General features: G+C 71.5%; 16 protein-coding genes and 1 pseudogene. 10 read left to right on the top strand and 7 right to left on the bottom strand.

Going from position 1 to position 23,777, the window contains the following annotated elements; genetic code table 11:
- Positions 1 to 6: 6 nt before the first annotated feature.
- Positions 7 to 1,125, top strand: a pseudogene (locus EER30_RS49645) (arginase family protein); the annotation flags it as partial.
- Between the two features lie 596 nt (positions 1,126 to 1,721).
- Here EER30_RS49645 and EER30_RS01615 read toward each other — a convergent pair.
- Complete coding sequence (locus EER30_RS01615) at positions 1,722 to 3,650, bottom strand: penicillin-binding transpeptidase domain-containing protein (protein ID WP_127497530.1); 1,929 nt, start codon at positions 3,648 to 3,650, stop codon at positions 1,722 to 1,724.
- Between the two features lie 188 nt (positions 3,651 to 3,838).
- Here EER30_RS01615 and EER30_RS01610 point away from each other — a divergent pair, with 188 nt between their 5' ends.
- Positions 3,839 to 8,770, top strand: coding sequence for an NAD-glutamate dehydrogenase (locus tag EER30_RS01610; protein ID WP_127497528.1), 4,932 nt, complete (start codon positions 3,839 to 3,841; stop codon positions 8,768 to 8,770).
- A gap of 137 nt (positions 8,771 to 8,907) precedes the next feature.
- On the top strand, positions 8,908 to 11,043 hold the full coding sequence (locus EER30_RS01605; protein ID WP_127497526.1) for a heavy metal translocating P-type ATPase: 2,136 nt from the start codon (positions 8,908 to 8,910) through the stop codon (positions 11,041 to 11,043).
- Between the two features lie 307 nt (positions 11,044 to 11,350).
- Here EER30_RS01605 and EER30_RS01600 read toward each other — a convergent pair whose 3' ends face one another.
- Complete coding sequence (locus tag EER30_RS01600) at positions 11,351 to 12,061, bottom strand: TetR family transcriptional regulator (RefSeq protein WP_127497524.1); 711 nt, start codon at positions 12,059 to 12,061, stop codon at positions 11,351 to 11,353.
- Between the two features lie 150 nt (positions 12,062 to 12,211).
- Positions 12,212 to 13,648 carry a glycoside hydrolase family 3 protein gene (locus EER30_RS01595; protein ID WP_127497522.1) on the bottom strand — a complete coding sequence of 479 codons (1,437 nt, stop codon included), beginning with the start codon at positions 13,646 to 13,648 and terminating at the stop codon, positions 12,212 to 12,214.
- 122 nt (positions 13,649 to 13,770) lie between these two features.
- Here EER30_RS01595 and EER30_RS01590 point away from each other — a divergent pair, with 122 nt between their 5' ends.
- Genes EER30_RS01590 through EER30_RS01580 form a run of 3 tightly spaced genes read left to right on the top strand, consistent with a single transcriptional unit; the run spans position 13,771 to position 16,704 of the window.
- The gene (locus EER30_RS01590) at positions 13,771 to 14,961 is read left to right on the top strand and encodes an ROK family transcriptional regulator (protein ID WP_127497521.1); all 1,191 of its coding nucleotides are present in this window, start codon (positions 13,771 to 13,773) and stop codon (positions 14,959 to 14,961) included.
- 32 nt (positions 14,962 to 14,993) lie between these two features.
- Positions 14,994 to 15,806 (top strand): ABC transporter ATP-binding protein, encoded by an 813-nt coding sequence (locus EER30_RS01585; protein WP_127497519.1) that lies wholly within the window; start codon positions 14,994 to 14,996, stop codon positions 15,804 to 15,806.
- A 4-nt stretch (positions 15,807 to 15,810) separates the two neighbouring features.
- Positions 15,811 to 16,704 carry a ribokinase gene (locus EER30_RS01580; RefSeq protein WP_127497517.1) on the top strand — a complete coding sequence of 298 codons (894 nt, stop codon included), beginning with the start codon at positions 15,811 to 15,813 and terminating at the stop codon, positions 16,702 to 16,704.
- Here the strand turns inward: EER30_RS01580 and EER30_RS01575 are convergent.
- Genes EER30_RS01575 through EER30_RS01565 form a run of 3 tightly spaced genes read right to left on the bottom strand, consistent with a single transcriptional unit; the run spans position 16,701 to position 18,640 of the window.
- On the bottom strand, positions 16,701 to 17,588 hold the full coding sequence (locus EER30_RS01575) for a methyl-accepting chemotaxis protein (RefSeq protein ID WP_127497515.1): 888 nt from the start codon (positions 17,586 to 17,588) through the stop codon (positions 16,701 to 16,703). The genes EER30_RS01580 and EER30_RS01575 overlap by 4 nt on opposite strands.
- Positions 17,589 to 18,122 (bottom strand): PAS domain-containing protein, encoded by a 534-nt coding sequence (locus tag EER30_RS01570; RefSeq protein WP_127497513.1) that lies wholly within the window; start codon positions 18,120 to 18,122, stop codon positions 17,589 to 17,591.
- Positions 18,123 to 18,178: 56 nt separating this feature from the next.
- Positions 18,179 to 18,640, bottom strand: a complete 462-nt coding sequence (locus tag EER30_RS01565) for a DUF6232 family protein (RefSeq protein WP_127497511.1) — start codon at positions 18,638 to 18,640, stop codon at positions 18,179 to 18,181.
- A gap of 55 nt (positions 18,641 to 18,695) precedes the next feature.
- Here EER30_RS01565 and EER30_RS01560 point away from each other — a divergent pair, with 55 nt between their 5' ends.
- From EER30_RS01560 to EER30_RS01545, 4 genes are all read left to right on the top strand, one after another.
- Complete coding sequence (locus tag EER30_RS01560; protein ID WP_127497510.1) at positions 18,696 to 19,469, top strand: enoyl-CoA hydratase/isomerase family protein; 774 nt, start codon at positions 18,696 to 18,698, stop codon at positions 19,467 to 19,469.
- 39 nt (positions 19,470 to 19,508) lie between these two features.
- A complete protein-coding gene (locus EER30_RS01555; protein ID WP_127497508.1) occupies positions 19,509 to 20,048 on the top strand; it encodes a hypothetical protein in 540 nt (179 codons plus the stop codon).
- A gap of 26 nt (positions 20,049 to 20,074) precedes the next feature.
- Positions 20,075 to 21,697, top strand: coding sequence for an Hsp70 family protein (locus EER30_RS01550; RefSeq protein WP_127497506.1), 1,623 nt, complete (start codon positions 20,075 to 20,077; stop codon positions 21,695 to 21,697).
- 74 nt (positions 21,698 to 21,771) lie between these two features.
- Positions 21,772 to 23,394 carry an acetolactate synthase gene (locus EER30_RS01545; protein WP_127497505.1) on the top strand — a complete coding sequence of 541 codons (1,623 nt, stop codon included), beginning with the start codon at positions 21,772 to 21,774 and terminating at the stop codon, positions 23,392 to 23,394.
- On the opposite strand, the gene EER30_RS01540 is transcribed toward EER30_RS01545, so the two are convergent.
- A complete protein-coding gene (locus tag EER30_RS01540; protein WP_432417493.1) occupies positions 23,395 to 23,703 on the bottom strand; it encodes a PLD nuclease N-terminal domain-containing protein in 309 nt (102 codons plus the stop codon).
- Positions 23,704 to 23,777: the final 74 nt, after the last annotated feature.

The following is a 23,777-nucleotide window of genomic DNA, read 5'->3' as shown; positions in this document are numbered from 1 at the left end:
TGCCCCGTGCGCCGCATAGCCGTTCTCGACGCACCGTCCAATCTCGGTCTGCGACCGCCGACCGAGACCTCGGTGCCGGGTTGCGCCAAGGCGCCCGGGGCACTGCGTGACAAGGGCCTGCTCACCAAGCTCGACGCCCGCGACGCCGGCTGCCTGACCCCGCCCCGCTACGACGCGGGCGACTGGCGGCCGGGCGACGGGGTGGCCCACGCCCCACAGATCGCGGCCTATTCGCGGGCGCTGGCCGACCGCATCGGGGCGATCCTCGACGCGGGCGAGTTCCCGGTCGTGCTCGGCGGCGACTGCTCGATCGTGCTGGGCTCGGGGCTGGCCATGCACCGGCTCGGCGAGGCGGTCGGCGGACGCATCGGGTTGGTCTTCGTCGACGGGCACTCCGACTTCCGGCATCCGGGCAACGCCTCGTACGTGGGTGCGGCCGCGGGTGAGGACCTGGCCCTGGTCACCGGCCGCGGGCAGGCCGACCTGGCCGCGATCGAGGGGCGCCGGCCCTACTTCCGCGACATCGACGTGGTCGTGATGGGCATCCGCGCCCAGGACGAATACCGCTTGGACCTGCAGGCGGCGGGCATCGTGACCCGGCCGGTGCCGGCGTTGCGGGCCGAGGGGGCCGCGCGCAGCGCGCAGTGGGCCCGCGACCAGCTCGTCGACTGCGCGGGCTACTGGGTGCACGTCGACGTGGACGTGCTCGACCCCGCGGTGATGCCGGCGGTCGACGCGCCGTCGCCCGGCGGGATCGCGTTTCCCGAGCTCGAGATCCTGCTGGCCGGGCTGGTCGAGTCGCCGCACTGCCTGGGTGTCGAGATCACCGTCTTCGACCCCGACTACGACGCCGACGGTTCCTACGCGGTCGAGATCGTCAACGCGGTCACGGCCGGGCTGGCGGCGGCCCACACGGTGACGCCGCGGCCCGACCTGATCGCCGCCCGCGCCGACCTCAACCGGCCCGAGGCGGCCCGTACGGCGGCGGTTCCGGCTGCGGCCGGCCTCAGCGCCGCCGATTCCGAAGACGCGGGGTTGAAGCGGGCCGGGGCGGACGACGACGACCGCCTGGGGCTGGCGGCCGGTCTGGGCCGGCCGAGTCGTCCGGGTGGGTTGAGGCGCACGGCGTCCGCCGACGCCGAGGACCGCTGGGGTCTGACGGGCGGCCTCAACCGGCCCGAGCGTCCCGTCGGCCTCAACCGGGCGTCGGCCTCTTTCGAGGAGGAGCGCGAACGGGAGAAGCGGCGGGCTGCCGCGGCCGACGAGAGCGTCTCCCTGGCGGCGGCCGGCATGTCCTCCGGTGTTCCCGCGGCCCCGGAGGAGGCGGCCGTTCCCGCCACGACGCTTCTCGGGGTCGAGGACGGCGACGAGCTGCCGGCCGAGGACGAGACGACCGAGAAGAACGCCGTCGAATACGCCGAGGGAGACGCGGACGACGCCGGCGAGGAGCCGACGGATCATTGGACGGATGAGCCCGCAGCGGGTGCGGACGACGACGAAGACGACGACGAGGACGAGGACGAGGACGAACCCGGCCCGATGCCGCCCCGGCCGCTCGGGCAGGCGCCGCTGCTCGACTCCGAACCGCTGCCCGCCACCCGCCCCGGCATGCTGCGCCCCCGTACGGCCGAGGACCGGGACGGTTTCTCGCTCCCGGCCCAGCGCCCCGCCTTCGAACTCGGCTCGGGCACGCCCGCCGACATCGCCTGAGCCGCAGGAGGCTACTTCGCCAGCGCCCCCAGGAAGCGCGAGACCACCGGCACCGCGGCTTCCGAGCCCGCGCCGCCCTTCTGCACCATCACCGCGAACGCCACATCGCCCTGGTAACCGATGAACCACGAGTGCGTGTCCTCGGTGCCCTCCTTGAACTCGGCCGTCCCCGTCTTGCCGAAGACCGCGCCGCCCGGCGCGTTGCGCAACGCCTTGCCCGTGCCGCTCGTGACCACCTCGCGCATCATCTTGCGCAGCGCCGTCACCGCGGGCTGATCGAGCGCCGCACCGTCGGCCGCGGGCGCCGCGGGGGCCGGTTCGACGACGAGTTTCGGCTGCTTGAACTGTCCCCGCGCGATGGACGCCGTCGCGCTCGCCATGGCCAGTGGGCTGACCGCCGTGGCGCCCTGGCCGAACGTCGCCGCCGCGAGCTCGGTCGGCGTGTCGGCCGGGGAGAGCTTGCCGCTGAACGCGTCGGCTCCGAGGTCCCACTTGCCGCCGATGCCGAGCGCCTCGGACGCCGAGCGCAGCCCGTCCGCGCCCAGTTTGGGGGCCAGCCCGACGAACGCGGTGTTGCACGACTGGGCGAAGTCGACGTGGAACGGCACCGAGCCGAGCACCTCGTCGTGCGCGTTCTTGAACGAGCGCCCGGCCACGACCGCGTTCTTGGGGCAGGGCACGGTCGTGTCGGCCGTCGCGACCTTCTTCTGCAGAATTCCGTACGCCGACACGGCCTTGAACGTCGATCCGGGCGGGACCTGCCCGGTCAGCGCGGTGTTGACGGTGCCGCCGTCGGGACCGTTGGCCACGGCCAGCACCGATCCGTCGCTGACCTTCACGGCGACCAGCGAGCTGGGCTGCTTCTCGGCGGCGAGCGCCTGGTCGGCCGCGAGCTGGGTCTTGACGTCCAGGGTGGTCTTCACCGGCTGGCCGGCCACGGGCGCGGCCTTGAACAGTTCGGTGCCCTTCGCGTCCTGCTCCTCGGTGCCGCGGGCGAGCAGCACCGACACCCCGGCCGTGCCGCGCAGCGTGGCGTCGTACTTCTGCTGCAGGCCACCGTGCCCGACCATGTCGCCCTGCGTGAGCGTCTGCGGGTTCTTCTCGAGGTCTTCGGCGGTGGCCTCGTCGACCGTGCCGAGCAGAGCGCGGGCGAACGCGCGGGTGGGTGCGAGCGGACGTTGCTGTTTGATGAAGACCGTGCCGTTCAGCGCACGCAGCCCGGGGCGAATCTTGGTGTAGTCGGGTTCGCGCAGCGTGATCAGGTCGACGAAGGCGCCCGGGTCGGCGTTCTGCACCCGGTCGGCCAGGTTGGACGTGTCGACGGTGACGCCGATCTTCTTGAACTCGGCGGCCAGCCCGGCACGCAGCTTGGCCAGGTCGGTGACCTTCTGCGGTTCCACCCCGATCGAGATCACCGTACGAGGGACGACGATGGGCTTCCCCGCCGCGTCGAGAACACCCGCCCGACTGGCGGCGAGACGGCGTACCTGAAGCTTGTCGCCGCTGGTCAGCTCGCTCTGGACGATCGCGGGCTCCCAGACGATCCGCCACCCGTCGCTGCCGCGCTTGCTGAGCCGCACGGTGCTCTCGTACGACCATTTGACGTCGCCGGGCAGCGTCCAGTCGAGTTTGACCTTGCTGGTCGCGTCGTCGCCGGTGGTCTTCGGGTCACCCGTGGCGGTGACAGTCAGCGGCTGCTTGGCCAAGTCGCCCGAGGCCGCCTTGATGCCCGCGAGCACGTCGGGGGCGGCCACCTTGCCGCCGTCGGCCCCGACGAAGCCGACCTTGCTCAGGTCGCCGCCGCGCCAGCCGGCCAGGAACGCGTCGAGCGTGCCGTCGGGACCGTCCTTGCTGCACCCGGCCAGGGCGCCCGCCACCAGCGCCAGAGTGGCGGCCGTGGCGGTCGCGCGTCGCACATAACGGTACGGACCGCGGTGCATGAGAACCCCTTTCACCGGGTATCGAACGAGCCGTGGGGAACGGTAGTGAACGAATGCACGTTCCGCAGACCCGGTCTCGTCCCTCGGATCGTGCACACCGCGCCTCGCCTAGTCGTGGGGTGGGGGTTCTAGGCTGTCCTCGACACGTTCTAACCCACAGAGTCGTGGGTGAGGGGAGCGCCTGAGCCATGGCTGTCGCCGACGAGGCAGCGACCGATTCCGAAGCCGAACACGACCTCATCGCCGGACCGGGCCTCGCCCTGACCGGGCGACTCGGCGCCAGCGCCGAGGAGGGCGAGCTCGACGAGACGCTCCCGAACGGGGAGCGGCTGATCGCCCAGGCCGTGGAGGTGGCGGGCGACGACCATCGCACGGCCTCCCTGGTCGGGCGCTACTGGCGATTCGCGCCCGACGAAGAGCTGGTGGGCCTCACCCCCCAGGAGATGTACGACGCCGCGATCAGCCATCGCGAGCTGGCCACCACGCGGCTCGCGGGTGAGCTGAAGCTCGCGATCACGCCGCCGACCGGGTCGCAGCTCCACTCGGTGCTCCAGATCGTCACCGACGACATGCCGTTCCTGGTCGACTCGGTGATCGCCCTGCTCTCCGCGCACCAGCAGCAGGTTCACCTGCTCGTCCACCCGCTGATCGTGGTGCGCCGCGAGCCGCTGGGCGCGCTGCAGGAACTGGCCGCCGAGGTCGAGCCCGACGACGCGATCGACGGCGACCTGGTCGAGAGCTGGATCCGCATCGAGATCGACCCGATCCGTGGCGAGGAGGCCCGCGAGCAGCTGCTCAACGAGGTCAGCCGGGTGCTGACCGACGTACGCGACGCGGTGGAGGACTGGCCGCGCATGCGTCAGCGGGCCCTGGTGATCGCCGACGAGTTGTCGGCCGCCCGCGGTTCCGAGCGCAAGCTCCCGGTCCCCGACAAAGACGTCACCGACTCGATCGAGCTGCTCAAGTGGCTGGCCCACGACCACTTCACGTTCCTGGGCTACCGGGAATACCGGCTCGACGGTGACGTGCTCAAGGGCGTGCACGGCACCGGGCTGGGCATCCTGCGCGGCGACAGCCAGCCGCGCAAGCTCTCCACGATGACCGACGAGGCGTTCCAGCGCGCCCTCGAGAAGCGCCTGCTGGTGATCACGAAGGCCAACTCGCGGGCCACCGTGCACCGCTCGGCCTACCTCGACTACATCGGCGTGAAGCTCTTCGACGACACCGGCGAGGTGATCGGCGAGCGTCGCTTCCTGGGCCTGTTCAGCTCCTCGGCCTATCGCACCAGCGTCCGCGAGCTGCCGGTCGTCAAGCGCAAGGTGCGCGAGGTGCTCGACCGCTCGGGCCTGTCGCCGCGCGGCCACTCCGGCAAAGACCTGTTGCAGATCCTCGAGACCTACCCGCGCGACGAGCTCTTCCAGATCAAGACCGATGACCTGTACGAGGCCGTGATCGGTGTGCTGCGCATGGCGGGGCGCCGGCAACTGCGGCTGTTCCTGCGCCGCGACGGTTACGGTCGGTTCATCTCGTGCCTGATCTACCTGCCGCGCGACCGCTTCACCACCGGCAACCGGCTTCGCATGCAAGAGATCCTGCTGCGCGAGCTCAACGGCGTCGGCGTCGACTACACGACCCGGGTGACCGAGCGCATGCTGGCGCGGGTGCACTTCATCGTGCGCACCGACCCGGCCGACCCGCCGGGCCAGGTCGACCCGAACGAGCTGGCCGAGATGCTGGCCGACGCGACCCGCATGTGGGACGACGACTTCTCCCTGGTGCTCGAGCGCAAGCTGGGCGAGGAGGCGGCGCGCGACCTGTTCGCCCGCTACTCGACGGCCTACCCCGAGAGCTACAAGGACGGCCACACGCCGTACGAGGGAATGCAGGACCTCGCGAAGCTCGAGCTGCTCGAGGAGGCGGGGCAGCTCGAGATGCACCTCTACCGCAAGCGGCGCGTCCTGCACGGCGGCACCCGCGAGCCCGACGAGCACGACATCAGGTTCAAGGTCTACCGCTACGGCGAGCCGATGCTGCTCTCGGCCGTGCTGCCGGTGCTGCATTCGCTGGGCGTGCAGGTCGTCGACGAGCGGCCGTACGAGATCCGGCGCAGCGACGGCACGATCTACCTGTACGACTTCGGGCTGACCCCGCCGGAATCGCACCGTGAGCTGGCTGAGGTGCGTCCTCAGGTCGAGAACGCGTTCGCGGCGGCCTGGCGTGGCGAGGCCGAGGTCGACGGGTTCAACGAGCTCGTGCTGCGGGCCGGGCTCACCTGGCGCCAGGTCGTCGTGCTGAGGGCGTACGCGAAATATCAGCGCCAAGCGGGAACGATCTTCTCGCAGCGCTACATCGAGTCGACCTTCATCGCCTACCCCGAGATCGCGCGCCTGCTGGTGCGGCTCTTCGAGACCCGGTTCTCGCCGCGGCTCGAAGCGGGCGAGGCCCAGCGCGGGCAGCTCGCCGCCGAGCTGCTCGAACGCATCACGACGCTGCTCGACGACGTGGACAGTCTCGACCAGGACCGCATCCTGCGCTCCTACCTGACCCTGATCCAGGCCACCCTGCGCACCAGCTTCTTCCAGCGTGGGGCCGACGGGCGCCCCAAGTCCTACGTGGCCTTCAAGATCGACCCGCAGGCCGTGCCCGACCTGCCGCAGCCCCGCCCGAAGTTCGAGATCTTCGTCTATTCGCCGCGCTTCGAGGGCGTACACCTGCGGTTCGGTGCCGTGGCTCGTGGTGGTCTGCGCTGGTCCGACCGGCGCGAGGACTTCCGCACCGAAGTCTTGGGCCTAGTCAAGGCGCAGATGGTCAAGAACGCGGTGATCGTGCCGGTGGGGGCCAAGGGCGGCTTCGTGCTCAAGCAGAAGCCGGGCGACCGCGACGAGGCGGTGGAGTGCTACAAGCGCTTCATCACCGCGATGCTCGACGTCACCGACAACATCCTCAGCGGCAAGATCGTGCCGCCGCGCGACGTGGTGCGCCATGACGGAGATGACCCCTACCTGGTGGTCGCGGCCGACAAGGGCACGGCGACGTTCAGCGACATCGCCAACGAGATCTCGGTGTCCAAGGACTTCTGGATGGGCGACGCGTTCGCCAGCGGCGGCTCGGCCGGCTACGACCACAAGAAGATGGGCATCACCGCCCGTGGCGCCTGGGAATCAGTCAAGAAGCACTTCCGCGACCTGGGTCTCGACACCCAGCGGGAGGCCTTCACCGTGGTCGGCGTGGGCGACATGTCGGGCGACGTGTTCGGCAACGGCATGCTGCTCAGCGAACACATCCAGCTCGTCGCCGCGTTCGACCACCGGCACATCTTCCTCGACCCGAACCCCGTCGCCGCGACCTCGTACGCCGAGCGGCAGCGGCTGTTCGACCTGCCGCGCTCGTCGTGGGCCGACTACGACCGGTCCCTCATCAGCTCGGGCGGCGGGGTCTATCCGCGGACGGCGAAGTCGATCCCGGTCTCGGCCGAGGTGCGCGCCGCGCTCGACCTGGGCGACGCGAAGTCCATCAGCCCGGTCGAGCTGATGCGGGCGATCCTGCTCGCGCCGGTCGACCTGCTGTTCAACGGCGGCATCGGCACCTACGTGAAGGCGGCGACCGAGACCCACGCCGACGTCGGCGACAAGACCAACGACGCGATCCGCATCAACGGGTCCCAGCTCCGCGTACGGGTCGTCGGCGAGGGCGGCAACCTCGGGCTGACCCAGCGCGGGCGCATCGAGTTCGCGCGGGCCGGCGGGCGGGTCTTCACCGACTTCATCGACAATTCGGCCGGGGTCGACTGCTCCGACCACGAGGTCAACATCAAGATCCTGCTGGGCGGCGCGGTCGCCGACGGCGAGATGACCCTGCCCGAGCGCGACGACCTGCTCGCCGCGATGACCGACGAGGTGGCCGCACTCGTCCTGCGTGACAACTACGAGCAGGCCACCGCGCTGGGCAGTGCGCGGGCGCAGGCCCACTCGTTGCTGCCGGTGCACCGCCGCATGCTCAACGAGCTCGAGGCGAGCGGCCAGCTCAACCGCGAGCTTGAGGCGTTGCCGACCGACGCCGAGCTGGCCCAGCGCCACGAGGCGGGTCAGGGGCTCTCGGCGCCGGAGTTCGCGGTCCTGCTGGCGTACGTCAAGATCAGTCTGGAACGCGAGGTGCTGGCCGACGAGATCGTCGACGAGGCCTGGACCAACCAGGTGCTGACCAACTACTTCCCGACCCCGCTGCGCGAGCGCTGCGCGGGTCGCATGGCCGGTCACCGCCTGCGTCGCGAGATCATCACGACGGTGCTGGTCAACGAGGTGGTCAACCGCGGCGGTACGTCGTTCGTCTTCCGCGCGATGGAGGAGAGCGGCGCCTCCGCGGCCGACGTGATCCGGGCCTTCGCGGTCATCCGGGACGCGTACGGTCTCAGCGAGATCTGGGCCGACGCCGAAGCGCTCGACAACCGGGTGCCGACCGAGGCCCAGACCCTGGTGTTCCTCGAGTCGCGGCGGCTGCTCGACCGGGCGGTGCGCTGGCTGGTCAGTACCCGCCGCTCGCCGATCGACGTGGCCGGCGAGATCGCCAAACTGCGCTCCGGCGTCCAGTCGTTGCTGCCCGAGCTGCCGTCGGTGCTGCTCGGCATCGAACGGCGCTCGATGGACGAACACATCGCCACCCTGGTCGACAAGGGCGTGCCGATGGAACTGGCCGAGCGGGTCACGTGGTGCAACTACGGCTTCGGCCTGCTCGACATCCTCGAGACGGGCGCGGCCACGTCACGCCCGGCGGTCGAGGTGGCCCAGGTCTACTTCACCCTGTCGGAGCGCTTCCACATCGACCAGTTGCTGTCCCACATCTCCCGCCTCCCGCGCGGCGACCGGTGGCAGACGCTGGCCCGTATGGCGCTGCGCTACGACCTGTACGCGGCGCTGGCCGCCCTCACCGGCGAGGTGCTGCAGACCACCCCGCCGGACGGCCCGGCCGACGAACGCATCTCGGAGTGGGAACGCGTCAACGCGGCCTCGATCGCCCGGGCCGCCAACGCGATGGGCAACGTCGCCGACACCCCGGCCGAGCTGGCCGCGCTGTCAGTCCTCCTGCGCCAGATCCGCACCCTGGTCAAGACCTCAGCCGCCTGATGACAGAGGCCGTCCCCCGCTCAGCGCGGGGGACGGCCTTTTCGCTGGTGGATCAGGCGATCTGACGGAGGTCGTCGCCGTAGTCGAAAATGACGCGCTCCACGGTTGGGTACCCCCAAGGGGTATAGGGTAGGAGGATGGAACGGGTTATCGAGCTGGAGATCGGTGGGATGACGTGCGCGGCCTGCGCGAATCGCATCGAGAAGAAGCTGAACCGGATGGACGGGGTCGTCGCGACGGTGAACTACGCGACGGAGAAAGCCCGCGCCACCGTGCCGGCCACCTACAGCGCGGCCGATCTGATCGCCGTGGTCGAGAAGACCGGTTACACGGCGGCCGAGCCCACCCCTGAGCCCGTGGTGGCCACCAGCACGAGAGACACGCTGCGCGACCGCCTGCTGATCTCCGCTGTGCTGAGTGTGCCGGTCATCGTGCTCGCGATGGTGCCGGCCTGGCAGTTCGACTACTGGCAGTGGCTCTCGTTGACCTTCGCCGCGCCGGTCGTCGTCTACGGCGGGTGGCCGTTCCACCGGTCCGCCCTCGTCAACCTGCGGCACGGCGCGGCCTCGATGGACACGCTCGTCTCGATGGGCACGCTCGCGGCGTTCCTGTGGTCGCTGTGGGCGCTCTTCCTCGGCGACGCCGGTATGCCCGGGATGAGCCATCCGTTCTCGTTGACCGCCCGCGAAGGCGACTCGATCTATCTCGAGGCGGCCGCCGGCGTCACCACGTTCCTGCTGGCCGGCCGCTATCTGGAGGCCCGCGCCAAGCGCCACGCCGGGGACGCCCTGCGCTCCCTGCTCTCGCTGGGCGCCAAGCACGTCACGATCCTCGAGAACGGCGCCGAACGCGTCATCCCGGCGGCCGACCTCACTCCGGGAGTGCTTTTTCTCGTACGCCCGGGGGAGAAGGTCGCCACCGACGGCGTGGTCGAGGAGGGGTCGTCGGCTCTCGACGTCAGCCTCCTGACCGGCGAGTCGGTTCCCGTCGAGGTGCGGCCGGGCGACCCCGTGACCGGCGCGACGATCAACGCGGGCGGCCGGCTCATCGTGCGGGCCACCCGGGTCGGCGCCGACACCCAGCTCGCCCAGATGGCGCGGCTGGTCGAGGAGGCGCAGAACGGCAAGGCGGCCGTCCAGCGCCTGGCCGACCGCATCTCGGGCGTCTTCGTTCCGGTGGTGATCGCCCTCGCGATCGGGACGCTCGGCTATTGGATCGGCACGGGCGAGGGTACGGCCACCGCCTTCACCGCCGCCGTCGCAGTGCTGATCATCGCGTGTCCGTGCGCGCTGGGGCTGGCTACGCCCACCGCCCTGCTGGTCGGCACGGGCCGCGGCGCCCAGCTCGGCATCCTCATCCGTGGCGTCGAGGCGCTGGAGTCGACCCGCCGCGTCGACACGGTAGTGCTCGACAAGACGGGCACGGTGACCACCGGCCGCATGACCGTGGCCTCGGTCGTGCCGGGCGCTTCGTCGGCCGACGAGCTGCTGCGTCTGGCCGGGGCGGTCGAGGTCGCTTCCGAGCACCCCATCGGACGGGCCATCGCCGAGGCGGCCGGCCGCGATCTTCCGGCGGTCTCGGGTTTCCGGGCCACGGCGGGTGTCGGCGTGCGGGGCACGGTCGAGGGCCGCAAGATCGTGGTGGCCGCGGGCGCCCCGGCCGACGCGGACGACGCGAGCACGTGGGTCTCGGTCACCGCGGACGGGACCGTGCTGGGCTGGATCGCGCTGGCCGACTCGGTGCGGCCGACCAGCGCGGCGGCGGTAACGGCCCTGCGCAGGCTCGGGCTCACGCCGATGCTGGTCACCGGCGACTCGCCGGCCGTCGCGGCGCGGGTCGCGGCCGCGGTGGGCATCGCCGAGGTCGAGGCCGGGGTGCTGCCCGCGGGCAAGGTCGACGTGGTCAAGCAGTTGCAGGCGCGCGGGCGGTCGGTGGCGATGGTCGGCGACGGGGTCAATGACGCGGCCGCGCTGGCCCAGTCCGACCTCGGGCTGGCGATGGGGGCGGGCACCGACGTGGCAATCCAGGCCTCGGACCTGACGCTGGTGCGTGGCGATCTCACGGCCGCGGTCGACGCCGTACGGCTGTCGCGGAGGACGCTCGGGATCATCCGGGGCAATCTGTTCTGGGCCTTCGCGTACAACGTCGCGGGTCTGCCCCTGGCGGCCGCCGGCCTGCTCAACCCGATGATCGCGGGAGCGGCGATGGCGTTCAGCTCGGTCTTCGTGGTGCTGAACAGTCTGCGGCTGCGGGGCTTCCGCAGCGCCTTCTGAGACACAGGCAGCGTGAGCCGGTCGCGGCGGATCGCTCCCGAAATCCATAGTGCCGCGGCCGGCTCACCGTCTGCGTCGCGACGACTCGAACTGGTCCCGAAGGCCGAGTCGGCTCGCGACGTCCCCAGACCCACCTGCGAATATCACGCTACGTGCCGGTAGGTAGACGCTGGAAGATTGCCGTACGCGAAATGGCCGTTCGGGCAACGCGGATCGGGCGACAGATCTGGTTATTCGCCCACGACGGGAGCTAAAACCCCTTAGTCAATCACTCGACGTAGTCGAGTCGAAGCATTACGTACAGTTATCAGTCGTCTCGGCGAACCGACTCGATCAGGGCGAGCGCCTGGCGCAGCGCCGGTCGCAGCACGCGCAGCCGGGAGAGTGACACCAGCCGGTCGATCAGCGGCACCGACCCGTCGATCAGGCGCCGGGTGCGCCGACGGCCGGGCGACTTGTCATAGACCCAGAAGAGGACCACGCCCATCCAGGCCAGCCACAGCAGCTCGGGCAGTTCCTTACGCAGCTCGGGGTCGAGCTTCGCGGTCGAGCCGTCCACCACGTCGCGGAATAACGCGATGGCCGCCTCGCGCGCCGGCGAAGACTCGCGGGAGAACGGGCTCAACGGCGAGGTCGGCTCGGCGGCCGTCTTGAACAGCGTCGCGGCGAACGAGTGGTAGGGCTCGTTCACGTCGATTCCCGCGTGCAGCACCCCGCGCAGCCGGGGCGCCAGCTCGGTCTCGGACGCCAGGATCTGCTCGGCGGCCTCGCGGTGCGCGGCCTGGTTACGGTCGTAGAACCCCTGGATCAGGTGTTCCTTGGAGTCGAAGTAGTAGTAGGCGTTGCCGACCGCGACCCCCGCCTCCTTGGCGATGACCCGCATGGTCGTCTCGGCGTAGCCCCGCTCGCGGAACAGTCGCAGCGCCGTCTCGAGAATGAGCTGCCGGGTCTGCTCACCCCGCGCCCGGCGCGGCTTCTCCGGTTTCGGCTCGACGGGGTCGGCGGCAGCGGTCGTCACACCCGTCACCGTAATACCTCGCCTTCGCCTGACCCGGACGATCGCATCCGTTGCCGGGGGCGAGCCCGGCCGTCCCCTCGTCCGGCCGGGATCCTCCTCCGTCGTGTGGCGCGCTCAGCATACGGCTCCTGCTTGAACGCGTTCAAGTAGTCAGCGGTCGGCGATTCCCAGGGCCTCGGCGGCGGCCCGGGCGTTGGCGCGGCTGGCGCCGAAGGTGGTGAGGAAGGCCTTGGCGGCACGTGGCCGCCACGAGGAGGGCCAGCCCATCTCGACGACGCCGACGGGGTGGGTGGCGGCCAGGGCCTCGATCAGGTCGCGGCTCGCGGAACGGCGGTGGGCGTGGCGGCCGACGACGATGATCGGGCGGGTACCCGCGTAGGCGGTCAGCTCGGCGGCGTCAGCAGAGCCGGGGACGACTTCGACCTGCTCGGCGCCTTCGAGGTGCGGGCCGAGGCCCCACGGCACCGGTCCCTCGGCGATCGAGTGGCCCGACCCGAGCTGCACGACGAGCGGCGACACCAATTCGTCGAGGGAGCCTTCGATGTGGACGGCGCGGCGGGCGGCGGCCAGGCCGAGGCTCTCGTCGTAGGGGCGGAGGCTTCGATGCTGAGCGGTCCACGATGTCATCGCCGCGACGCGGGCCACCGCCTCCTCCAGGCGGGCAGCCGGGACCGACGTCGCGATCTCGGCCGCCACGGCCTCGACCAGGGCGGCGTCGACCTTCGCGCCGATGCAGAGCAGGTCGGCGCCGGCGGTCAGGGCGCGGACGGCGGCCCGCGGGATGCTTCCGGCCGAGGCGGCCGCGCCGGCCATCTCCAGCGCGTCGGTGACGATCACGCCCCGGAAGCCGTACTCGCCGCGCAGCAGATCGTTGAGCACCGCCGAGCTGAACGTGGCGGGGTCGTCGCCGGTCAGGGCGGGCACGCGGATGTGGGCCGACATCACAGCCCGCGCCGAACCAGCCACGGCGGCGAAGGGCGGCAGGTCGCGGTTCCGCAGCAGCTCGGGCGTGACGTCGACGGTCGGCAGGGACAGATGCGAGTCGGCGACCGTCGCGCCGTGGCCGGGGAAGTGCTTGGCGCACGCGGCCACGCCGGTCGACTGCAGGCCGTCGACGGCCGCGCGGGCGTGCCGGGCGACCAGCAGCGGGTCGGCGCCGAACGAGCGGGTACCGATGATCGGGTTGTCGTCGGCCGTGTTGACGTCGACGGTGGGGGCGAGGTCGAGGTTCACGCCGGCCGCGACCAGGTCGGCGCCGATCGCGGCGTACACCTCGTGGGTGAGTTTCTCGTCGTCGACGGCGCCCAGGGCGGCATTCCCGGGGTACGGGCTGCCGGTGCGATGGGCCAGGCGGGTGACGTCGCCGCCCTCCTCGTCGATCGCGATCACGGCGTCCGGCCGGCCCTCGCGCAGGCGAGCGGTGAGGCGGCTGAGCTGCGCCGGGTCGGCCACGTTGGTGCCGAAGAGCGTGTGACCGGCCAGTCCCTCGGTCAGCAGGGCGACCGCCCAGTCCGGTGCGGTCCCGCCGGGAAAGGCCGCCAGCAGGGTGCCGAGCGCGAGCCTTCGGAGTCCGGGGTCGATGGCCATGATGTCCTTCCGGTGACGCAAGTCTGTGCGCGGGCGGTCCGAGCTGCGATGATCGTGCGCCTACCCGTTCGCGGGTCCGCTAATCTAATAGGAAACTATCCTAAATAGTAGGGGAACCAGTCATGGCCTCGACCCGCCTTCCGGGCACTCCCCGGCTGCTGCGCGCGCTCAACGACCGTGCGGCGCTGGAGCTCTTGCTCGACCGCGGCCCGCTCACCCGTGCCCAGCTCGGCGAGATGACCGGTCTGAGCAAGGTCACCGCCTCCCAGTTGGTCGAGCGGCTCGAACAGCGCGGTCTGGTGCGCCGGGTCGGCGAGCAGGCCGGCGGCCGTGGACCGAACGCCCAGCTCTACGCGGTGACCCCCGGCAGCGCCCACGTGATCGGCGTCGACGTCGGACCCGACCGGGTGGTCGCGGCCTGCGCCGACATCACCGGCACCATCATCGGGCGGGTCGAGCAGTCCACCAAGGACAACGACGACCCGGTCGGCGTGGTGCACAACGCCGTGGTCCAGGCCGCGACCGACGCCGGCACCGACATGTCCTCCGTACGCCGTGTCGTGCTCGGCACGCCGGGCCTGGTCGACCCGACGAGCGGCGAGATCTCGTTCGCCTGGGACCTGCCCCGCTGGCACCGCGGCCTGCTCGACGATCTGCGCCGCGACCTGCACACGCCGGTCGTGTTCGGCAACGACGTGAACATGGCCGCCGTGGCCGAGTCGACCACGGGCGCCGCGGCCGGCGTGCGCGACTTCTCGCTGATCTGGATCGGCCGCGGTGTCGGCCTGGCCAGCGTCATCGACGGCCGCCTCCACCAGGGCAGCACCGGTGCGGCCGGCGAGATCGGCTACATGCCGGTGGCCGGGGCCGACGTGCCGCGGCACACGGGCCGCAAGGCGACCAAGGGCGGCGTACGAGGTGCGTTCCAGAGCATCGCCGGTGCCGACGCGGTCAAGGCGATCGGCAAGAAGTACGGCTTCCGCGGCACCGAGGCGGCCGACGTGGTGCGCGACGCCGTCGAGGCGGGCCCGGCCGGTGAACCGGTGCTCGACGAGCTGGCCGCCCGGCTGGCCCTCGGCGTGGCCGCGACCTGCGTGGTCCTCGACCCGCCCCTGGTCGTGCTGGCCGGCGAGGTGTCCCAGGCCGGCGGCCCGGCGCTGGCCGCGCGGGTCGAGCAGGAGGTCGCGGCGATCACCCTGGTCAACCCCCAGGTCGTCATCACCGGCGTGGAATCGGAGCCGGTTCTGCACGGCGCGCTGCACACCGCGCTGGGCGCCGTGCGCGACGAGGTGTTCGGGTCGACCACCGGCTGAACGGCCGGCCGTCCCCGTGATTGGATTAGCGGGTGCTCGAGACTGCTGTGACCCAGCCTGACGACGACACCGTAATCGCCTTCGACCGGGTCAGCGTGATCCGCAATGGAAATTTCCTGGTCCGAGGCCTGTCCTGGCAGGTCGAGCTGGACGAGCGCTGGGTGATCCTGGGGCCGAACGGCGCGGGCAAGACCACGCTGCTCAACCTGGCCTCGGGCCGGCTGCATCCCTCGCGGGGCACGGCGTGGGTGCTGGGCGAGCGCCTCGGCCGCACCGACATCAACGAGCTGCGCACCCGCATCGGCCTGGCCACCGGCCAGTTCGCCGAGCGGGTGCCGCCGACCGAGCGCGTGCTCGACGTCGTGGTCACGGCGGCGTGGTCGGTGGTCGGCCGCTGGCGCGAGGCGTACGACCCGGCCGACGAGGGCCGGGCCCGTCAGTTGCTCGGCCAGCTCGGCATGGGCTCGCTGGTCGACCGCGAGTTCGGCACCCTGAGCGAGGGTGAGCGCAAGCGCACCCTGATCGCCCGGGCGCTGATGACCGACCCCGAGCTGATGCTGCTCGACGAGCCCGGCGCCGGCCTCGACCTGGGCGGCCGCGAAGACCTGATCGCCCGGCTGACCGAACTCGCCCTCGACCCCGACTCGCCGGCGATGGCCCTGGTCACCCACCACGTCGAGGAGATCCCGCCCGGCTTCACCCACGGCATGCTGCTGCGCGAGGGCACGATCGTCGCCTCGGGCCTGCTCGGCGAGGTGATGACGGCCGACAACCTGAGCAAGACGTTCGGGGTGCCGCTGGTCGTCGACCGGTTCGGCGACCGCTACGCGGCCCGGGCGGCCTGACGTCATGGCCCCGCGCATCGTCATCGCCGGCAGCGCGAACATGGACCTGGTCGGGCTGGCCGACCGGCTGCCCCGGCCGGGCGAGACCGTGCTGGGCGAGAAGTTCCTGATGATGCCGGGCGGCAAGGGCGCCAACCAGGCGATCGCCGCCGCCCGCGCCGGGGGCAGCACGGTCTTCCTGGGCGCGATCGGCTCGGACGCGTTCGGCGTCAACCTGAACGCGCGGCTCAACGGGGCCGGCGTCGACATGCGACACGTGCGCACCAGCTTCGGCCAGTCCGGTGTGGCCGTCATCATGGTCGACAAGGGCGGTGAGAACTCGATCCTGGTCTCGCCCGGCGCCAACAACTCGTTCGTCGGCCTCACCGCGGGCGAGGAAGCGGCCATCGCCGAGGGCGACGTGCTGCTCTGCCAGCAGGAGATCCCGGTCGAGACGGTGGTGGCGGCGGCCCGGGTGGCGCGCGCCGGCGGCACCCGCATGATCCTCAACGCGGCCCCGGCCCGCGAGCTGCCACCCGAGCTGCTGGTCAACATCGACCTGCTGGTGGTGAACGAGGTCGAGGCGCTGACCGTCACCGGCGGCGACGCGATCGACGTGCCGGCGCTGCTGGCCCTGGTGCCGCGGGTGGTGCTCACGCTGGGCGGCGGTGGCTCGCGCTACGCCGACCGCGACGGGCGCGACGAAACCGTGCCCGCCTTCCACGTCGAGGTCACCGACACGACCGCGGCCGGGGACGCCTTCACGGGCGCGCTCGCCGTGGCCTGGGGCGAGGGCCGCGACCTGGTCGAGGCGGTGCGCTGGGCCAACGCGGCCGGCGCGGCGTGCGTTCGCAAACTCGGGGCTTCCGACGCGCTGCCGACGCGCGACGAGATCGACGAGGTCTATCGGGCCGGTTAGCTCTGGCGGGCCGTGCTGACGAAGCGGCTCACCTCGGCCCGCAGCACCTCGGCGAGCTGCGAGAGGCCGGCTGTGCCCTGAGCGCTGCCGCCGTCGACCGCGGAGGCGATGCCGTTCACCAGGCCGCTCATCTCGCGGATGCTGCCGGTCACCGTCTCGAGCACGGCCACCGCGTCGGCCGCGACCTCCTGCACGGTGTTCACCTGACCCATGATCTCGTCGCTGGACGCGCTGGTCTCGGCGGCCAGGGTCTTCACCTCGCCGGCCACCACGCTGAAGCCGCGCCCGGCGTCACCGGCGCGGGCGGCCTCGATGGTCGCGTTCAGGGCAAGCAGGCGGGTCTGCTTGGCCACCTGGTTGATCAGGTCGACCGCCGTACGGATCTGGTCGGAGGCGGTGCGCAGCGAGGTGACCGTGGACAGGCCGCGCTCGGCCACGGTGACCGCGTCGCGGGCGAAGCCGGCGAGGCTGCCGGTGGATGCGCCCATCTCGGTGGCGGCGGTCGCGACCTGCTCCGAGACGGTCAGCACGGCCGACTCCAACTCGTCGGCAAGGGCGACACGGGCCCGCGCGGCCTCGGCGACCCGCTCGGCCGTGCGGCTCATCGCCACGATCGAGGCGGAGATCTGCTCGGCCGACGACCGGAAGGCGCCCGACAGGCCGCGGGTGAGGATCCGCCGGTGGAACCGGCCCTCGGCGGCGGCGGCCGACGCGGCGCCCGCCTCGCGCACGAAGGCGTCACTGATGTCGAGCAGATTGTTCAGCGCGATGCGAGTCGCCACCGCCTCGGCCGACTCGCCGATCGAGGGCAGGCGCGCCTCGAGATCTCCGGCCGAGGCCCGGCGGCAGACGTCGGTGATCGCGGCCAGCACGTCATCTGACATCTAGCGCGCTCCGCTGGTGAGGGCCCAGATGAACTCGTCGTACGTGCGACCGGCCAGCTCGGACTGCAGTGCCTGCCAGCCCGCCTCGACCGCCGCCGCCTTGGACCCCTGCTGCTGCTCGGCCGAGCGGATGCGCTCGTAGAGCCGGCTCACCTCGGCCACCACCGAGGGCTCCGGGAGCCGCCGGTTCGAGTGGTAGCCGACCAGCTTGCCGTCGGGCCCGAACGACGGTGTGACATGCGCGAAGACCCAGTAGTGGGCGCCGTCCGAGGCCATGTTCACGACGTACGCGAAGATCTCCTCGCGCCGTCCGAGGGTGTCCCAGAGCAGCTTGAACACGGCCTGCGGCATGTCCGGGTGCCGGATGATGTTGTGCGGCTGCCCGATCGCCTCGGCCTCGGTGAGCGCCGAGGTGCGCAGGAAGACCTCATTGGCGTAGGTGAGAACGCCGCGCGGATCGGTCTTGGTGACGATGATCTCGTCGGCGCCGAAGGTGCGCTCGACACCGGTGGGGCGCTGGGTGGTGGTTCGCATGGTGAGTCGATCGTCACCGATGAAGGGCCGGCTCCGCGCCGATTTCTGTAAATTGGTCAGCGGCGCCCGGCCGGCTCCAGGGCGCGTTGCAGGGCGCGGTAGATGCGGCCGAAGCGGGCCGCGTCCGGGGTGCTGAGCAGCAGCAGGTCGCCGCTGGGGGTGCGGGCCCAGATCTCGCGCACCCGGCTGCCGCGGTCGTAGGAGCGGTCGATGCGCTCGAGCAGCACGTCGGCCAGCGGGGCCGCGGCCAGGCCGATCAGGACGCCGCCACCGACCAGGGCGATCGTCGTGGTGGTCGAGGCGTCGATGACCAGGGCGACGGCGATGCCGAAAAGTCCGACGACCACCGGGGTGAGGATCGCGACGGCGACCGCGCCGCGACCGGCGATCGTGCCCCAGGACCGGCGCCCACGGGTGTGCCACACCTGGATGAGGTCGTCCAGGCGCAGATCACGGCCGCTCATCCGGACCCCGGCGGAGGTTATCCACACATCCGGGTCCCGGTAGTACGTAGTCATCGTCACATTTTGTACCCGTCGTAGGCTGACCTGAACCACTACTCAGGAGGCGTTCGTGGGCGAGTTCGTGACGTTGGAGATTACCGACGGCATCGGCACGATCCGATTGGACAGGCCGCCGATGAACGCGCTCAACACCCAGCTTCAGGAAGAGTTGCGGGCGGCGGCGCAGGCCGCGACCGCCGACGAGCAGGTCAAGGCCGTGATCGTCTACGGCGGTGAGAAAGTCTTCGCGGCCGGCGCCGACATCACCGAATTCACCAAGGTCGGCTACCCCGAGATGGCCGTGCGAGCGGGTGCCCTCTCCAGCGCCTTCGACGCCGTGGCCCGCATCCCCAAGCCGGTCGTCGCCGCGGTCACCGGCTATGCCCTCGGCGGCGGCTGCGAACTGGCCCTGACCTGCGACTGGCGGGTGGTGGCGGAGGACGCCAAGCTGGGCCAGCCCGAGATCAAGCTGGGCATCATCCCCGGCGCGGGCGGCACCCAGCGGCTCGCCCGGCTGATCGGCCCGGCCCGCGCCAAAGACCTGATCTTCTCGGGCCGCATGGTCGACGCCGAGGAGGCGCTGCGCATCGGCCTGGCCGACCGGGTCGTGCCGGCCGCCGAGGTCTACGCCACGGCCGAGGCGCTCGTCCGGCCGTACGTGAAGGGGCCATCTCTCGCACTGCGGGCCGCCAAGCTGGCGGTGGACGGCGGGCTGAACACCGACCTCGCCTCGGGACTGGCCCTCGAGTCGCAGCTCTTCGCCGGGCTCTTCGCCACCGAGGACCGCGTCGAGGGGACCAGCGCCTTTGTGGAGAAGCGTAAACCCACATTTACGGGGCGTTAACCCTCGACCGCATCGATCCCTTGCCATAAAGTCCGACGGGTGGAACCGGTTCCGGTCACGCTCAAGGTGCGACGCACCGTGCGCCTGGCCGTGGCGCTGGTGGTCGGTCAGGCGTTGCTGTGCGCGCTGATCGGCTGGCTGACGCTCGGCCAGTCCCGGCCCGAACCGGCCCGCCCGCCGGGCTCCTCGGTGGTCGACGCGATGGGGGCGCCGCCGAGCCCACCCGCGATCCGGCCCACCTCGCGGGCCGTGCCCGCCCCCGCCACCCGGGCCCGCAAGGCCACTTCGACGCCGGCCCCTCGCCGATCGACGAACACCCCGGCCCCTCGCACCGCTGCGACGACGCCCACCCCGGTGCCGATCGAGGGTCCGCCCGAGGATCCGGCGGTCGTGCCACCGGTGCCCCCGCCCGCCGCGTCCCCGCCCGCCACGTCTCCTCCGCCCGCCGACGTGGTGCAGCAGCCTGTGCGTGAAGGTGACGAATGCCGGCCGCTGGGCGCCCGCGGCCGCACCGCGAAGGGCGAGGACGTGCGGTGCGTGCGCGAGTGGCCGCGACAGCTCCGCTGGCGAATCGTGTGATCACGCCTACCCCCTAGAATCAGGGGATGGCCATCGACCAAGGTGAGCCGAGAAAACACGCCCTCGGCGTGGATTTCGGCACCTCGAACACCGTCGCGGTGGCGCGCTGGCCCGACGGTCGTGCGCGTCCGCTGCTGGTCGACGGCTCGCCGCTGCTTCCCTCGGCGGTCTATGCCGAGCTCGACGGCAGTCTCGTGGTGGGCCGCGACGCGGTGCACAGCGCCCGCATCGACCCGGTGCGCTTCGAGCCCAACCCCAAGCGCCGCATCGACGACGGCCTGGTGCTGCTCGGCGAGCAGGAGTTCCCGGTCGTCGACCTGATCAGCGCCGTGCTCGCCCGGGTTGTCGAGGAATGGCAGCGCGCCGTCGGCCCGGTCGCCCACGAGACGACCCTGACCTGCCCCGCGACCTGGGGCGCGACCCGCCGCACGCTGCTCGCCGACGCGGCCGCCCGGGCCGGGCTGGTCAACGCCCGGCTGGTCGCCGAGCCGGTCGCCGCGGCCACCTACTTCGCCGAGGTCCTGGGGCGCGACGTGCCGATCGGCTCGGTCGTGGTGGTGCACGACTTCGGCGCGGGCACGTTCGACGCCAGCGTCGTCGCCCGCACGGCGTCCGGCTTCGAGGTGATGGCGGTCGACGGCCGCGACGACATCGGCGGCCTCGACGTGGACGCCGCGATCGTCGAGCACCTGCGCACGAGCGAGTGGGAGCGGCTGCTCGAGCCGACCACCGCCCAGGAACGACGGGCCCAGCGCCAGCTGTGGGAAGAGGTGCGCATCGCCAAGGAGCGGCTGTCGCGCGCCCAGTCGGCCGACTTCGTGGTTCCCCTTCTCGACACCGAGGTCCACCTGACCCGCGACGAGCTCGAGAAACTGGCCCGGCCGGTGCTCGAACAGACCGTGCGCGTCACCAAGGGCCTGCTCGACTGGGCCGACCTGCCCGACGGCCGGCTGGCCGGGGTGTTCCTGGTCGGCGGGGCGAGCCGCATTCCGCTGGTGGCCACGCTGCTGCACCGCGAGCTGGGCGAGGCGCCGGTGGTGATCGAGCAGCCCGAGCTGGTGGTCGCCGAGGGCAGCATCCTGGCCGGCGCGGCGCTGCTGGCGACCGGGGCGGCCGCGCCGGGGCTCACCTCAGAGCTGCGGCTGGTCTCCACCGGCCGAGCCGAGACAGCGACCGTACGGGTCGTGGCCGCGCCCCCGCACATTCCGGGCACGACCGGTCTGCAGCCGGCGGTCGACCCCTGGCCCAACGCGGATCATCACAATTGGGCCCTCGACCCGCACGCGACCGTGCCGACGCCGAAACCGCAGTTCTCGCGGCCGGTCTCGACCCCGCCGGCCGCCCCGGTCTCGTCCCGGCCGGTCTCGCCACCTCGTCCGCCCTCCGTCACTCCTAGGCCCCCTTCGGTGGCGCCCCGGCCCGCCTCGGTGCCGCGAACCCGGCCGCAGCCCCAGGTCTCCGAGGCCGTACGCCGTGGCAAGCGGCCCAACCGTTTCCTGCGCGCGCTCCAGGTCCTGCTGAGCATCCTCGTGATGATCGTCGTACCGCTCGTGGCGCTGGTGCTCACCTACAGTTACGGCAACGATCTCTCCGTCGAGGAGAACGTGCGGAACCTGATTCGGGAGATCCGCGGTCTCGTCGGTATCTGAGAGCTGTTCATCTTTCCGGTCCTGCCGGGTAGCGTGCCTACACCGGCAAAGGCGCACGGATGGGGGCACACGGTATGGCAGACGTGATCGAGGGACACGGCGGCGAACTGGCACTGGCCGCGGCACGGGCGTTCGGCGTCAACGAGATGTTCACGCTCTCGGGCGGGCACGTGTTCCCGCTCTACGACGCCGCCCACAAGACCGACTTCCCGATCTACGACGTACGCCACGAGCAGACCGCGGTCTTCGCCGCCGAAGCGGTCGCCAAGCTGCAGCGCCGCCCGGGTCTCGCCGTACTGACCGCCGGTCCCGGCGTGACCAACGGCATCTCGGGCCTGACCAGCGCGTTCTTCAACGCCTCGCCGGTGCTCGTGCTCGGCGGCCGGGCCCCCGCCTTCCGCTGGGGCTCGGGCAGCCTGCAGGAGTTCGACCACGTTCCGCTGGTCGCGCCGGTCACCAAATACGCGGCCACGGTCGGCGACACCGACTCGATCCCCGGCGAGGTGCGGGCCGCCCTGACCGCCGCGCTCACCGCGCACCGCGGGCCGGCCTTCCTCGACCTGCCCCTCGAGGTGGTCTTCTCCAGCGGCGAGGCCGCCGACCCGGGCCGGCCCGCCGTCCCGGTGATCGAGCCCGACCCCGACGAGGTGTCCCGCGCCGCCACGCTGCTCGCGTCGGCCTCCCGGCCGGTGATCATCGCGGGTTCCGACGTGTGGGGCGGCGACGCGATCGCCGAGCTCCGGGCAGCCGCCGAGGCGCTCGACGTACCGGTCTTCACCAATGGCATGGGCCGCGGCGCACTGCCGCCGTCTCACCCGCTTGCCTTCGCCAAGGCCCGGCGGCCCGCGCTCAACGAGGCCGACGTGGTCTGCGTGATCGGCACGCCGCTCGACTTCCGGCTCGGTTTCGGCGAGTTCGGTGCCGCCCAGGTCGTGCACATCGTCGACGCCCCGAGCCAGCGGGCCGGGCATGTCGAGACGGCCGTGTCGCCCGCCGGTGACCTGCGGCGCATCCTCGCGGCCATCGCCGGCTACACGGGCGAGCGCGCCTCACACGCCGAGTGGATCTCAGGTCTGCGTACGGCGGAAGACGCGGGTAAGGCTCGCGACGCTGAGGCGATGACGGCCGAGACCGACCTGATCAAGCCCGCGCGCATCTACGGCGAACTGCGGAAGGTGCTGGCGCCCGACGCGGTCACCATCGGGGACGGCGGAGACTTCGTCTCGTACGCGGGCCGGTTCCTCGAGCCCGCCCAGCCCGGCACGTGGCTCGACCCGGGTCCGTACGGGTGCCTCGGCACGGGCATGGGTTACGCGATGGGCGCCCGGGTGACCTATCCCGACCGTCAGATCTGCGTACTGCTCGGCGACGGGGCCGCCGGCTTCTCGCTGATGGACGCCGAGTCGCTGGTCCGGCAGGGGCTCCCGGTCGTCATGGTGGTCGGCAACAACGGCATCTGGGGGCTCGAGAAACACCCCATGCAGGCCATGTACGGCTATGACGTGGCCGCCGACCTGCAGCCCGGCCTGCGCTACGACGACGTCGTCAAGGCACTGGGCGGCGCGGGGGAGACGGTCGAGAAGGCGTCCGAGATCGGTCCGGCCCTCGAACGTGCCTTCAGCGCCGGGGTGCCCTACCTGGTCAACGTGTTGACCGACCCCAGCGACGCCTATCCCCGGTCATCGAACCTCGCCTGATCAGGGCTTGTCGGGCTCCTCGTGGTTGTTTAGTTCCTTTTCCCATTTCGCGAGCATTTCCCGGTCGCGCCGGGACTGCTCGGTGTCGACCGATCGAAGGAAGTCGGCGTCGTCGTCGGGTGCCGCCGGAGCGCGGCGCCGGCGAACGACGGTGCCCTCCTGCGGGATCGGCTTGGGACGGCCCCAGGCGAAATAGGCGAGTGGGCCCAGCAGGGGGATGAAAAGGATCACCAACACCCACACGAATCGTGGCGCGTTGCGGACGCGATCGGCCGACAAGCTGCTGATCAGCGACAGCACGAGCAGCACCAACTGCACGGCAGCGAGGAGAATGAACAACCGGACCATGTGGCAATGATGACGCGCCGTCGCCGATCCGGCGA

Source organism: Actinoplanes solisilvae (assembly GCF_003999975.1).
Classification (GTDB): Bacteria; Actinomycetota; Actinomycetes; order Mycobacteriales; family Micromonosporaceae; genus Actinoplanes; species Actinoplanes solisilvae.
This window is presented reverse-complemented; position numbering and strand designations above follow the sequence as displayed.

Coding starts and splice junctions, on each gene's coding strand:
- EER30_RS01615 (WP_127497530.1), bottom strand. CDS start 3,650: ATGCACCGCGGTCCGTACCGTTATGTGCGACGCGCGACCGCCACGGCC.
- EER30_RS01610 (WP_127497528.1), top strand. CDS start 3,839: ATGGCTGTCGCCGACGAGGCAGCGACCGATTCCGAAGCCGAACACGAC.
- EER30_RS01605 (WP_127497526.1), top strand. CDS start 8,908: ATGGAACGGGTTATCGAGCTGGAGATCGGTGGGATGACGTGCGCGGCC.
- EER30_RS01595 (WP_127497522.1), bottom strand. CDS start 13,648: ATGGCCATCGACCCCGGACTCCGAAGGCTCGCGCTCGGCACCCTGCTG.
- EER30_RS01590 (WP_127497521.1), top strand. CDS start 13,771: ATGGCCTCGACCCGCCTTCCGGGCACTCCCCGGCTGCTGCGCGCGCTC.
- EER30_RS01580 (WP_127497517.1), top strand. CDS start 15,811: ATGGCCCCGCGCATCGTCATCGCCGGCAGCGCGAACATGGACCTGGTC.
- EER30_RS01575 (WP_127497515.1), bottom strand. CDS start 17,588: ATGTCAGATGACGTGCTGGCCGCGATCACCGACGTCTGCCGCCGGGCC.
- EER30_RS01570 (WP_127497513.1), bottom strand. CDS start 18,122: ATGCGAACCACCACCCAGCGCCCCACCGGTGTCGAGCGCACCTTCGGC.
- EER30_RS01565 (WP_127497511.1), bottom strand. CDS start 18,640: ATGACTACGTACTACCGGGACCCGGATGTGTGGATAACCTCCGCCGGG.
- EER30_RS01550 (WP_127497506.1), top strand. CDS start 20,075: ATGGCCATCGACCAAGGTGAGCCGAGAAAACACGCCCTCGGCGTGGAT.
- EER30_RS01545 (WP_127497505.1), top strand. CDS start 21,772: ATGGCAGACGTGATCGAGGGACACGGCGGCGAACTGGCACTGGCCGCG.